This window comes from Hydrogenovibrio crunogenus (genome assembly GCF_004786015.1).
GTDB lineage: Bacteria > Pseudomonadota > Gammaproteobacteria > Thiomicrospirales > Thiomicrospiraceae > Hydrogenovibrio > Hydrogenovibrio crunogenus.
This window is the reverse complement of the sequence record NZ_CP032096.1, coordinates 2245210-2257302: the sequence shown is the minus strand read 5'-3', so window position 1 is coordinate 2257302 and position 12093 is coordinate 2245210. Positions and strand designations below refer to the sequence as shown.

The 12093-nt window shown below is 45.0% G+C and carries 12 protein-coding genes; 7 read left to right on the top strand and 5 right to left on the bottom strand.

The window, feature by feature from the left end:
- The first annotated feature begins 32 nt into the window (after positions 1-32).
- From sdhC to GHNINEIG_RS10680, 5 genes are read left to right on the top strand one after another with little or no spacing between them, the layout of a single operon-like run.
- Positions 33-428, top strand: coding sequence for a succinate dehydrogenase, cytochrome b556 subunit (gene sdhC, locus GHNINEIG_RS10700; protein WP_135796640.1), 396 nt, complete (start codon positions 33-35; stop codon positions 426-428).
- On the top strand, positions 425-760 hold the full coding sequence (gene sdhD, locus GHNINEIG_RS10695; RefSeq protein ID WP_135796639.1) for a succinate dehydrogenase, hydrophobic membrane anchor protein: 336 nt from the start codon (positions 425-427) through the stop codon (positions 758-760). Before sdhC ends, sdhD begins: the two co-directional genes overlap by 4 nt.
- Positions 761-793: 33 nt before the next feature.
- Complete coding sequence (gene sdhA, locus GHNINEIG_RS10690) at positions 794-2584, top strand: succinate dehydrogenase flavoprotein subunit (protein ID WP_135796638.1); 1791 nt, start codon at positions 794-796, stop codon at positions 2582-2584.
- A 16-nt stretch (positions 2585-2600) separates the two neighbouring features.
- Entirely contained in the window at positions 2601-3317 is a 717-nt protein-coding gene (locus GHNINEIG_RS10685) for a succinate dehydrogenase iron-sulfur subunit (protein ID WP_135796637.1), read from the top strand.
- On the top strand, positions 3317-3580 hold the full coding sequence (locus GHNINEIG_RS10680) for an FAD assembly factor SdhE (protein WP_135796636.1): 264 nt from the start codon (positions 3317-3319) through the stop codon (positions 3578-3580). Before GHNINEIG_RS10685 ends, GHNINEIG_RS10680 begins: the two co-directional genes overlap by 1 nt.
- Positions 3581-3620: 40 nt before the next feature.
- Here the strand turns inward: GHNINEIG_RS10680 and GHNINEIG_RS10675 are convergent, their stop codons facing one another.
- The 4 genes from GHNINEIG_RS10675 to GHNINEIG_RS10660 all read right to left on the bottom strand — a co-directional run bounded on the left by GHNINEIG_RS10675 (position 3621) and on the right by GHNINEIG_RS10660 (position 8638).
- Positions 3621-4976: an alanine/glycine:cation symporter family protein gene (locus GHNINEIG_RS10675; protein ID WP_223260884.1), complete on the bottom strand. Its 1356-nt coding sequence runs from the start codon at positions 4974-4976 to the stop codon at positions 3621-3623.
- Positions 4977-5061: 85 nt separating this feature from the next.
- Complete coding sequence (locus GHNINEIG_RS10670; RefSeq protein ID WP_135796635.1) at positions 5062-5655, bottom strand: class I SAM-dependent methyltransferase; 594 nt, start codon at positions 5653-5655, stop codon at positions 5062-5064.
- Between the two features lie 102 nt (positions 5656-5757).
- Positions 5758-7752 (bottom strand): putative bifunctional diguanylate cyclase/phosphodiesterase, encoded by a 1995-nt coding sequence (locus GHNINEIG_RS10665; RefSeq protein ID WP_135796634.1) that lies wholly within the window; start codon positions 7750-7752, stop codon positions 5758-5760.
- 1 nt (position 7753) lies between these two features.
- Positions 7754-8638, bottom strand: a complete 885-nt coding sequence (locus tag GHNINEIG_RS10660; protein ID WP_135796633.1) for an ABC transporter substrate-binding protein — start codon at positions 8636-8638, stop codon at positions 7754-7756.
- Positions 8639-8907: 269 nt separating this feature from the next.
- Here GHNINEIG_RS10660 and GHNINEIG_RS10655 point away from each other — a divergent pair, with 269 nt between their 5' ends.
- Positions 8908-9333 carry an Hsp20/alpha crystallin family protein gene (locus GHNINEIG_RS10655; RefSeq protein ID WP_135796632.1) on the top strand — a complete coding sequence of 142 codons (426 nt, stop codon included), beginning with the start codon at positions 8908-8910 and terminating at the stop codon, positions 9331-9333.
- Between the two features lie 116 nt (positions 9334-9449).
- Here GHNINEIG_RS10655 and GHNINEIG_RS10650 read toward each other — a convergent pair whose 3' ends face one another.
- Entirely contained in the window at positions 9450-11180 is a 1731-nt protein-coding gene (locus tag GHNINEIG_RS10650; protein ID WP_135796631.1) for a GNAT family N-acyltransferase, read from the bottom strand.
- Positions 11181-11287: 107 nt separating this feature from the next.
- Here GHNINEIG_RS10650 and GHNINEIG_RS10645 point away from each other — a divergent pair, with 107 nt between their 5' ends.
- Complete coding sequence (locus GHNINEIG_RS10645) at positions 11288-12085, top strand: ABC transporter permease (RefSeq protein ID WP_223260883.1); 798 nt, start codon at positions 11288-11290, stop codon at positions 12083-12085.
- Positions 12086-12093: the final 8 nt, after the last annotated feature.

Below are 12093 nucleotides of genomic sequence, written 5' to 3'. Positions count from 1 at the left end.
AACGTAAACTGCCCCTGAATGGGAGGATCATAATGTACCCACGGCATGACAACAGACCCGTTTATTTGAATCTGTTCAAGTTTCATTTTCCTCTCAATGCCATTCTTTCCATTTTGCATCGCATCACCGGTGTGTTGTTGGTGCTTTCTTTAGGGATTGGTTTGATTTGGTTACATGGCATGATTCTGCAGCCTGACGCCTATGCTGAAAATCTTCAAATATTAACGCACCCGATTGGGCAGTTGGTGTTGACGCTTGGCGGGCTGAGTTTGTGGTTTCATTGGTTGAGTGGACTGCGACACCTGGCCATGGAACATGATCTGGGCGGTTTATTGTCACAGCTGGAAAGAAGTCGATTATCCGCTCAGGTTCTGCTTTTGATTTTTGTGATCGGATCCCTGTGGTTATTGTGGGAGATTTGGCTATGACGTATTTTTTGTCCGGTTTGAGAGCACACACTTGGCAACGTATCAGTGCCTATTATTTGTTGTTATATATTCCGTTCAGTGTGTGGTACCTAAGTGATCGATCTTTTGATCGGTATGAGTTATTTCAAGCGCATTTGTTACAGCCTGAATTTTGGGTGCCGACGTTCATTGCGTTAGGTTTGTTAATCGTGCATAGCTGGGTCGGCCTGCGTGATGTTTTGCTGGATTATCTGCCCCGACGTTTTAATGTGATGGGGTTGGTTGTGTTGGGGGGTGGTCTGCTCTGGGTGAGTGCAGAGCTGATTTACCTCGCCCTGCAACTGACGCGTTAATTTTTTTAGTCAAATTAAGCGAGTGTGTAATACATGGTTTCATTAGACAGTGTGGATACCTTTCATTTTGACGCCATTATCATTGGTGCGGGCGGTGCAGGTTTAAGGGCTGCATTGCAATTGGCGAAGTCCGATCAGCGAGTGGCCGTGGTGTCCAAAGTGTTTCCAACGCGTTCCCATACGGTGGCGGCGCAAGGTGGCATTAATGCTGCGTTAGGGAACTTAACCGAAGACAACTGGCATTGGCATATGTATGACACCATCAAGGGCAGCGACTATCTTGGGGATCAGGATGCGATTGAATTCATGTGTCGAGAAGCTTCCGAAATCGTGCGAGAGCTAGAGCATTTTGGCGTCCCTTTTTCTCGAACCGAACAAGGCAAAATTTATCAACGCCCGTTTGGCGGGCAAAGTCAAAATTTTGGCGAAAGCCAAGCCACAAGAACCTGTGCCGCGGCCGATCGTACCGGGCATGCCATTCTACAAACGCTCTATCAACAGAATATCCAAGCCGGCACAACTTTTTTCGATGAATACTTCGCCATTGACTTGGTCAAAGACGAACTGGGTCATATCGGTGGTATGGTGGTGATGAATATTCAAACTGGGCAATATCAATTGTTGCGAGCTCATGCTGTGATGATGGCCACAGGCGGAGCCTGTCAGTTGTTTAAAACCAATACCAATGCCAAGATTAATACCGGCGATGGTTTGGCAATGGTGTTACGAGCTGGATTGCCTTTGCAGGATATGGAGTTTTGGCAGTTTCATCCTACTGGCGTCGCGAATAAAGGCATGTTGTTGTCAGAAGCCGCAAGAGGTGAGGGTGGGGTATTGCGTAATGGCAACGGTGAAGCCTTTATGGTGAATTATGCCCCGCATGTGAAAGACTTGGCATCCCGAGATGTGGTGTCTCGTGCGATTGCCATCGAGGTGAAAGAAGGTCGTGGCTGTGGACCGAATAAAGATCATGTGCTACTCGATTTAACCCATCTGGATGCTGACGTCATTAAAAAACGGTTACCCGGTATTCGAGAAATCGGCCTGACCTTTATGGGGCTGGATATGTGTTCCGATCCGATTCCGGTCTATCCCACGGCGCACTATATGATGGGCGGTATTCCCACCAATTTTAACGGTCAGGTGGTGACGCTGGATGAGAGTGGTCAATCTGTTACTGTGCCTGGTTTGTATGCCGTAGGCGAGTGCGCGTGTGTGTCGGTGCATGGGGCAAACCGGTTGGGTGGGAACTCCTTATTGGATATCGTGGTGTTCGGTCGCGCGGCGGCCAGTGAAATTGAACGCATTCTCAAGCTACAAAAGCCGGCCAGTTTTTTTGATAAAGCTTTGGAGTTATCATCCGTGGAAGCACGTTTGAATAAATGGGAAGCCAAGCCCGATGTTAACGCTCAAACCGAATCAACCGCCCAAATTAAACGTGATTTACAAACGGTGATGCAAGAAGGTTGTGGCGTCTTCCGAAATCAGGAAACGATGTCGACCTTGATTGAACAGCTGGAACCAATTCAAAAACGAATTGATCAGGCGGTTTTACAAGACCATAGTCATGCATTCAACTTAGAGCGGCTGGAAGCGTTTGAATTGGAAAACCTGATGACGCTCGCATATGCCACGGTGCATTCGGCCATTGAACGGCAGGAAAGTCGTGGTGCTCATTCCAGAGTTGATTTTCCGCAACGTGATGATGAAAACTGGTTACAACACAGTTTGTACTTTCAACAAAACCACCAGCTACGTTATAAACCGGTTTGCTTAACGCCGTTAACTGTGCCAGGGTTTGAACCCAAGGCGCGTGTATATTAGTCGTCGGAGAGAGAAGATGTTGTTTTCCATTTATCGTTACAACCCTGAAATAGACGCCGAACCATATCTACAAGATTATGAATTGGACGATGCACTGATCAGTCACGATATGATGCTGTTGGAAGCATTGGAAAAGTTACGAGAACAAGATCCAGGCCTGACGTTTCGGAGTTCTTGTAAAGAGGGCGTTTGCGGATCGGATGGCATGAATGTCAATGGTGAAAATAAACTCAGTTGCATTACCCGTGTGTCAGAGCTGAAGCAGCCCATCAAGATTCGTCCACTACCAGGGCTGCCGGTGATTCGAGATCTGGTGATTGATATGGCGCAGTTCTATGAACATTACCATGCGGTGGACCCGTTTTTAAAACCTGTGCCAGACGGTGTCTCGATTGATTTAGACCATGAGTTGCTGCAAACACCGGAAGAGCGTGAAAAATTAGATGGCAGTTATGAATGTATTTTATGTGGCTGTTGTTCAACCAGCTGTCCATCGTTTTGGTGGAATCCGGATAAGTTTCATGGTCCCGCTGCACTTTTGGCGGCGCAACGGTTTGTGGTCGACAGCCGAGACATTACCACTCGCGACCGCCTGGCCGAACTGGATGACCCCTTTAAAACGTTTCGTTGTCGAAATATTCAAAACTGTACCGCGAGTTGTCCGAAAGGACTCAACCCGAGTCAGGCCATTAATGAATTAAAATCCTTGATGTTGAAAAAGCAAATAGACTGATGAACCATTTGAGCTTATCAACGCAAATAAAAGCCATTCGCCTCAATTGTCGACGTGGAAATTCAGAAACGGAGCTTTTACTGCAGGCCTACATAGATCTTTTGGCTGAAAACCCTGACCCTGAAGCATTGCGTGAGTTATCAACGTTGGTGGCGGAAAATGATCAGGATTTATTTCATTGGTTAATGACGCCTGCGGAAGCGCCACACCAATACCAAACCTTAATTGAACGCATTCGGCAGACATATCTGAAGAGAGCTTAAATGTCGGTCTCTCCCGTAAAAACTGCCCAGGCCTGGCGGTTTATGGTTTTTTTGCCAGCTCTGAAAAGTAGATTTTGGCTGCCGCATTGACTTTCGGAGCCAATAATAAAGTGGCCACCATGGTTGGAATGGCCATCAAACCATACATGCCAATCATAAAATTGAAGATCACTTCCATCGACATCACCGCGCCTATTACGATCATTGCCAAATACAGGTATTTGTAAAAGTCGGCATATTCGGCTCCCAGCAAGAAACTGAAACATTTACTACCGTAATACCAAAACGTGAAAATGGTGGTTAAGCTTAATACTAACACCATTAATGCTAAAAAGATTTCACCGAAGAGTCCTAGTTCCTGACTAAAAGCCAGCATTGTCATCTGTACCCCTTGAATGCCATCGGCATGTTGCCAAACATCACTGGCGATGATAATAAGTGCCGTACAGCTGCAAACAATCAAGGTATCAATCACCGGCCCCAGGCTGGCAACCAGACCTTCACGAATCGGTTCATTGGTTTTGGCCGCGCTGTGTGCCATCACTTCGGTACCGATGCCCGCTTCATTTGAAAAAGCACCACGGCTCACTCCTATAATAATGACCCCTAATAACCCGCCTGTGAGGGCGCTGGGTTGCCAGGCTTCGGTGAAAATGAGTTGAAAGTAATGGGGAATGTCGCTGGCATGTTGTCCCAGTATCCAAACGGTAATGAGTAAATAACCGATGACCATCGAGGGCACCAGCGCGACGGATAAATGGGCGACGCGTTGTAACCCACCCCAAATGACGGAACCGACCAGCAACGCTAAAGCAATGCCAAACGCCCAATTAAAAAAAGGAATTTGGCTGACCCAGTCCGCCGTGAGGGTTTGAGTGCGCATGACTTCAACCAACTGGTTGACTTGAAAGGACGGGAAGGTGCCGAACAGCCCAGCGATGGCAAATAACATGGCCAGTGCCTGCCATTTTTTCCCTAAGCCTTCCTGAACGATGTACATCGGTCCACCTTGTAACTGGCCTAAGCTGTCATGGCCACGATACATAATCCCTAACGAGCAGGTGTAATATTTGGTGGATACGCCGACCAGCGCCGTGACCCACATCCAGAAAATGGCCCCGGGCCCACCCGCACTGATGGCTAAGGCAACACCGGCAATGTTTCCCAGTCCCAGGGTTCCGGCTAAGGCCGCGGATAAGGCTTGACGATGCGTTAAATCACCTTGTGCGTAGCGTCGATCGTAACGACCAGTGAGCAAGGCTATGCTGTGGCGGAAGTGGCGAAAGGGTTGAAGGCGGGCATAAAACGTGAACCAAAGTCCGCCGCCGACCAATAGAATCAGCATGGGAACTCCCCAAATAAACCCAACAAATGCATTTACCCAGTCATTGATCACGTGCTTCGTCCCTGATTAACATTGGGTCAATATGATACCTGTCATTGAACCGGATTGAAATGACCAGGCAGGCTTATTCCGATTCTTAAGCGTTCAGTTTTTCGGCAATGGCTTGCACCACCGCCCCAACACCAAAGTGATGCGTGCCTTCTTCAATGTTGCGCTCCAGTTCGGCAAGGTGCTTGAAATACATCCCGTTGAGTTCTTCCATCAGTAAGGATTTCGACATCATCAAACTGGCGTCTTTGGGGCCACCTGTTCCGTGTTCCAGTTGTTTTGGGGTATAGGCTTCCAGTAAAAAAATACCGCCAGGTTTTAATGCCGTGGTAATGTTGTTATGCAAGGGTTTGCGAATGGATTCCGGTAAATGACAGAAAATTGAGATGATGCCATCCCAACGATTGTCACCAAGATTAAACGTAGCCAGATTGGCATGAATGAACTGAATCGAGACATTTTCCGATTGCGCCAGTTTTCGAGCTTTGGCAATGCCGACCAATGAATTATCAACGGCGGTAACCCTGTATCCTTGTTTGGCCAGAAAAACGGCATTGCGACCTTCGCCTTCAGCAAGGCATAATACATCTCCGCGAGGGAGGGTTTCCACATTTTGCCGTAAGAATTCATTCGGCTCTGTACCATAGATATAGTGGTCCGCGCTGTATCGTTCATCCCACATAAGTTGCTCTCCCGTCTCATCGATGTGTTGAGTTAAAGGTATTGTGTGTTGCGTGGTCGAGACTGTCAACTTTTCCGGGACGGATAACGTCTTCGCACTTGTTTAGGTTGAGGGGTGGTTTTTAAGAAAGGCCTCAAATTCTGCAACGGGAAGCGGGGCGGAACAATAATAGCCTTGATAGGTTTCGCAGCCTGTCTGGGCGATGTAATTCAGTTGTGCTTCTTGTTCGATTCCTTCCGCGACCACATGCAAATCCAACGTGTGAGCGATTTTGACAATGGTCTCAATAAAAATGGCGCCGGATTCTGTGGCGTAATCATCGATAAACGTTTTATCAATTTTTAACGTATCAATCGGGAACTTTTTCAAATAAGCCAAGGATGAATAACCGGTTCCGAAATCATCCAATGAGATGGTAATGCCTTGTTCTCGCATCGCCGCAAGGCTGTTCAGGTTTTGTTCCGTGTTTTCCATAAACTGCGATTCGGTCATTTCGATATCGAGTTGGCTAGGATTGATGCCTGACTGATTGATAAGTGTCTGCAATTTACGATCAAAAAGCGTATCAATCAGCTGAACAGGGGATAGGTTAACGGAAATGTGTAGGTCGGCCAGCCCCTGCTCTTTCCATGCAACTTGCTGCTCAATCGCTGTTTTTAATACCCAGTCACCTAAAGGCACCATTAATCCTGTTTTTTCCGCCGCGGGAATAAAATCATTCGGTGGAACCAAGCCTTTCTGGGGATCATTCCAACGTACCAATGCCTCCGCGCCGACAATTCTTCCATCTTTCACACAGGTTTTAGGTTGGAAATACAGCTCAAACTCATCGTTTTTCAGGGCTCGTTGCATATCCTGTTCTAACTGAATCTCACCGATGACCTGTTTGTGCAATGACTCAGTAAAGAATTTAAAACGGTTTTTACCCGAATTTTTCGCCTCGTACATCGCAATGTCAGCATTTTTCATCAAGGCACTGATGTTGTCACCATCTTTCGGGAAACAAACAACTCCAATACTGGCAGAGACTTTCACAGGATGTGAGTCCACCATGTGCACTTCACTGATTCGATCCAGAATGCGATTAATGACATGGGTAAGTTCAAAGTTAGATTGGTAGTAGTTCAAAACGATCACAAACTCATCTCCACCGACACGGGCGATGATGTCATAATCACGCAGCACTTCCTGAATAATGGTCGAGACATTTTTTAATAAGTTATCCCCCACTTCATGGCCCAGCATATCGTTAACGGTTTTAAAGTTATCCAGATCCATGAACAGCACGGCAAACTCCTGTCCCGTGCGAGAGTATTCTGAAATCAACCAGTTGATGCGTTCATTCAAATGATTACGGTTTGCCAGTCCCGACAGGTTATCGGTTCGTGCCTGACGATATAGTTCATTTTTTTCTTTGTCTAAACGGTCAAACGTTTGCACCATGGAAGAGCGAATATATTCCAGTTCACGCAATTTAAATTTACTTGGAACGGTTGATTGATAGTAGGCGTATTGGCGCAGCGTTTCCAGAGGAGAAGTCACATACCTCTTCAATACCAGCCACAATAGCACAAGCATCAAAAAAGGCACCAAGCCAAAAAACATGAAGAAATTGTATTGGCTTTCTGCAAAATACTTTTGGATATAAGCGTGGTTAGCATAGAGAAAAAGCTTTAAATGAGCCGGTTTATCCTGAATAAAGAAGTGGATGTCCGTTTCAAATATGCGATGATCCACCAGCTCTTTCGGGCTCAGACCTATAAGTTTTTTTTGTATGGAAAGATCGGCCGGTAATGAGCGAATGGATGGGTCAGTGGTCAGAACAATCTTGTTTTCATACCCCACAGCTAAAGCAGAGACCAGAGAACTGTTGGCAACCTTACGATGTAAAAACGATTTAAACGTTCGAATGGCTTTTGGCGTTTTAAGTTCGCTTGAAATCACATAGGCGGTTTCGGATAAGTCATGTCGAATACTTTCAATAATCAGGTCTGTCTTTTTTTGTTGGTCATCAACAAAATAATAAAAAAAGACACCGTAAAAAACCGTCATGATTGTGACCAAAGCAATCACAAAAAAGGTGCGAATTGAAAGCATGTTATAACAAATCTCTTATTGGGAATTGGGCTTCATTGATTCGGTCGATGAGCGATGGAGATATCCCGCCATTCAGCCACTCGATGGTTCTTAGGCTTTCTTGAAACTCGGAATAACTTGTGTTTTCCAGGTAGGGATTGACCTTGTCATAATAATTTTTTGGGTTTTGTTTTAAAGCACGTATCGCACGGTTCACTATGGTTTTTAACGCTAAAAACTGTTGTTGGTGAGTATGATAGTTTTCTTTATTCGTATAAAGCGCATCCAGCACCAATAAGTTGAGTCCATCTCCTGTTGAGGCAATGGTCATAAAGCCTTGATTTTCCAATTCATGATTATAGGGTGCATAGGTCACGATAATGCTGGGGCTGTCCTTTTCGGCGATGGCGCGCTGCATTTTCAAGTGGTCGTTATTGATTAGGTTGAAAGACCGATTTGAGAGGCCATAGTGTTGCTTGAAATCTTTAAACAGCGGATAGTTGATGCTGTCAATTTCCAAAAAAACATCAATAGTCTGGTTGGCTGGAAGCGCTTGAAGCGTTTCGAGATTTCGGTTACTCATAATCATATCGCCGCCAACTGAGCGGTCAAACATCATAATGGGGATTAATGTGGAATCTTTTGCATACGCTTTATTGAATTCGTATTGTGTCCCAGTAAACCCGTCGAGTTTAGCGGAATGATAGATGTGTGTGCTTTCGCCTAACGAAACCACTGTCGACAATTCAATATTATGTTCTTCTAGCCAACCCTGTTCCTTGGCATAAAAAAGCGGAGAGTAACCAATCCAGCTATTGGTGATAATTTTTAAGGGTTCTTCAGCTTGGGAACTACATCCAGAGATTAGGACCACACAACTCATCAACAGTGCTTTTAAGGCGTTCATTTATTCTATGCGCTCATTTATTATTTACAATAAATCCTACCATATAATATAGGGGAATTTAAGGGTTTTATCTTTCCTATAATTGGCTTTTTTGGCACGATTTTTTCAGTCTTAAAAAGTAAGTACAAAACCTTATTTACTTATTGACCATAAGGAAAATGTTTATAAAATAAAAAGACCTTTTTTAAATAAGAGCTTGAAATTTTTTGAAATGCTCTTATATAAAAAAAGTATTTAAATCATTGGGTTATTTTTTGGAGGATAAGACAATGAGTTTATTTTTAAGACGTTTGGAACCGTTTAGAGAACTTAGAGACATAGAAAACCGTTTACATCAATTATCTTCAAAAGAAGGCGAATCGAATGTGGCGGCATTTACACCGACCGTAAATACTCGGGAAGGCGATTATGCTTACCACATTGAAGTGGACTTGCCCGGAGTTAAAAAAGAAGACATTCATGTCGAAGTCAAAGAAAACCGTTTGACGATTTCCGGCGAACGTAAAGTGAAAGAAGAAGTGAAAGAGGAAGACTACCATCGTGTTGAAAGCAGCTATGGTAAGTTTGAACGCAGTTTCACTCTACCGGATAATGTCGATGCGGAAAATGTCGATGCGAGTACCAATGACGGTGTTCTGGAAGTGGTGTTGCCGAAAAAAGAACGCGGTACCAGCAAGAAAATTGAAGTGAAATAAGGTTGGTGCTTTAAAACGGTTAAAACAATAAACCGGTATTTAAAAGGGCTCTATTTGAGCCCTTTTTGGTTTATTTTTATCAAAAACAGCCAGACCTGGCTGTTTTGTTTTTATTACTAAGCCGCTTTGATGGGCGTGAGATAACGATCACGTTTTTTAGGTTTGATTTTATCAATTTCAACCAAAATCAAACTGTCGATACAATCATTGAAATCCGGGTCCACACTGAAATCGATAAAGCGACAGCCACCCGGTTCACACAGCTCGGCATATTGCTTGAATAAAGTCGGCACTTTCACGCCATCTTCGGCTAATAAAGAGTTGAGTCTTTTGTAGCTGGTTTTGTAATCGCCGCTGAAGTATTCTTTGGCGATTTCCTGAACACTGTTGCTTGGAATAAATGGCCGTTTACCAATGGCTAAATCCTGTTTCGATCCCATCTGGGTTTGGAAAAAAGACACGATTAAATCTTTCGAATGGGTTGGGTAGGCATCCGACAAGCTTACCGGACCAAACAGGTATTTGGTTTCTGGGTGGCGGGCGACATAGGCTCCAATGCCATACCAAAGATAATCCAGGCTGCGTTTGCCCCAGTAACGCGGTTGTACAAAACTGCGCCCCATTTCCAACGCATTGGGTAAATAATCCCCCATTTCTGGTTTGAGATTGAATAAGGTGCTGGTGTAAAGACCATCAATGCCTTCTTTTTCAACAATATGTCGACATTCTCCGATACGGTAAGCGCCGACAATCTCTAAATCCTCATCATCCCATAACACCAGATGGCGGTAATCGGCATCGTATTTATCCAAGTCGAACGAATGACCGGTGCCTTCCTCCACGGTTCGGAAGGTCAGTTCCCGCAAGCGACCGATTTCGTGCATCACCGGAGAGTCCGGCTCATAATCAAATAGAAAAATCTTTTTGCCATCTGCCGTTTCCCCTAACAGTTCCGCACTTTTCAAATCTTTTTTCAGCGCTTTTCGATTCACGGGATGGGCGATGGTATTTTCCGTTTTAAACGGAAATTTCTTGGCCGCTTTGGCCGGTTGGTTGAGGCGGTAAATGTGTTTACGAAACAATTTAGCAATGGTTGTGATCGGTAAATCACACGTAGCCACCGATTTCCACGGCACGGGCGAGCCGACATGAAACGCGATTTGCTGATCGTTCTTATTAAACATTTCTTTTACTAGCATCAACGTACCAAGCGGTTTATAAAGTGTCGATAACCCATAAAACAACGCTGAGTTACGCGCATCGATATACACTGGCACAATTGGAGACTGGGTTTTTTTCGCCAGTTTCAGAAACCCAGTTTTCCAAGCACTGTCTCGAACCCCATTCGGACGAATGCGCGAGACTTCGCCGGCGGGAAAAATAATCACCGCCTCTTCATTTTCCAATGCGGCAATCATCGCTTTGAAATGGGCCTTGTGGCTTGCTTGACTCGACATGTTATCGATGGTCAAAAACAACGATTGAAACGGTTTGACCTGCGCCAGCAACTGATTTGCGACCACACGTACATCCGGGCGAATGCTACGAATAAACTTAAGCAATGCCAAGCCATCCAAAGAGCCAATCGGGTGATTGGCGACAATCACCACACGGCCTTCTGCTGGAATATTATTAAAAGAGCGGTTATTCACTTGATAGGTGAAGTTATAATGCTCTAAACTTTTGTCCAGAAATGCGAATCCACGCAGATGTTTGTTTTCTTCAATAAACTGGTTGATCTGTTTTTCAAAGGTCAGTTTCTGTAAAAACGAAATCAATTTTTTCGCCCCGGTTTTTTGATGAAAATCAGGGTATTTTTCCAGAATGGTTTGTTCAATATCTAGCATCAAGTGACTCTTTCAGTAATGTCAGGTAACGGCTTTATTTTGCAATGCTTACTTGACCTGAATATGACAACTGCGTGAGCGTGTGATGACCGTTATATAACAGGAATATGACAATGATAACCTTAGGGTATATGGATTTAGCCAGCCTGGCAGGCATGGTGTTTTTACTTGGCATTTTATTGATGCTGAACGGGTTTAAAGAAACTCGGCAACTGTGGATTGCCTCCGTTCGAATGGTGGTGCAATTGCTTTTGATGGGCGTTTGGTTAAGCTGGGTTTTCAATTCAGACAGTCTATGGTTGGTCGGCTTGGTCGGTGGCATCATGCTGGCGTTTGCCGGTTATGAAATTCTCAAGCGCCAAACCTATCGTTTTCAAAAAGCCGGTTCGTTTGTGGTCGGGTTGATGTCGTTATCCATGACCGCATTGGTGTTGACGATTTTCACACTCACGCTGGTCGTACAGCCGCAACCTTGGTATGAAGCGCAATATGCCATTCCATTGTTAGGTATGATTCTGGGGAACAGCATGACTGCCATTGGATTAGGGCTGGATGCGTTGACCAAAAGTGCAGTGAAGCAGAAGAACCAAATCGAAGCGCAATTGGCTTTGGGCAAAACCGCCAAAGAATCCATGTTATTTTTAAAGCGTCAAAGCCTGCACACGGCAATGATTCCGGTCATTAATATGCTTGCCGCCGCCGGGATTGTGTCGCTGCCCGGTATGATGACCGGGCAAATCCTCGCCGGCATCGACCCGATTGAAGCAGTGAAATACCAAATCATGATTATGTTGTTGATTACCGTCTCCACCGCATCGGGCGTGTTGATTGCATTGAGGTTGGCGCAAAAGCGCTTATTCGATCAGCGCATGCGCTTAACGCTGGATCATTTGATTCGAAATTGATTCGGTTT

Excerpts from the sequence above, each read along its gene's own strand:
- GHNINEIG_RS10680 (WP_135796636.1), top strand. The coding sequence starts at position 3,317 with ATGAACCATTTGAGCTTATCAACGCAAATAAAAGCCATTCGCCTCAAT.
- GHNINEIG_RS10650 (WP_135796631.1), bottom strand. The coding sequence starts at position 11,180 with ATGCTAGATATTGAACAAACCATTCTGGAAAAATACCCTGATTTTCAT.
- GHNINEIG_RS10645 (WP_223260883.1), top strand. The coding sequence starts at position 11,288 with ATGACAATGATAACCTTAGGGTATATGGATTTAGCCAGCCTGGCAGGC.
- GHNINEIG_RS10660 (WP_135796633.1), bottom strand. The coding sequence starts at position 8,638 with ATGAACGCCTTAAAAGCACTGTTGATGAGTTGTGTGGTCCTAATCTCT.
- GHNINEIG_RS10665 (WP_135796634.1), bottom strand. The coding sequence starts at position 7,752 with ATGCTTTCAATTCGCACCTTTTTTGTGATTGCTTTGGTCACAATCATG.
- GHNINEIG_RS10670 (WP_135796635.1), bottom strand. The coding sequence starts at position 5,655 with ATGTGGGATGAACGATACAGCGCGGACCACTATATCTATGGTACAGAG.
- GHNINEIG_RS10655 (WP_135796632.1), top strand. The coding sequence starts at position 8,908 with ATGAGTTTATTTTTAAGACGTTTGGAACCGTTTAGAGAACTTAGAGAC.
- sdhD (WP_135796639.1), top strand. The coding sequence starts at position 425 with ATGACGTATTTTTTGTCCGGTTTGAGAGCACACACTTGGCAACGTATC.
- sdhC (WP_135796640.1), top strand. The coding sequence starts at position 33 with ATGTACCCACGGCATGACAACAGACCCGTTTATTTGAATCTGTTCAAG.
- sdhA (WP_135796638.1), top strand. The coding sequence starts at position 794 with ATGGTTTCATTAGACAGTGTGGATACCTTTCATTTTGACGCCATTATC.
- GHNINEIG_RS10685 (WP_135796637.1), top strand. The coding sequence starts at position 2,601 with ATGTTGTTTTCCATTTATCGTTACAACCCTGAAATAGACGCCGAACCA.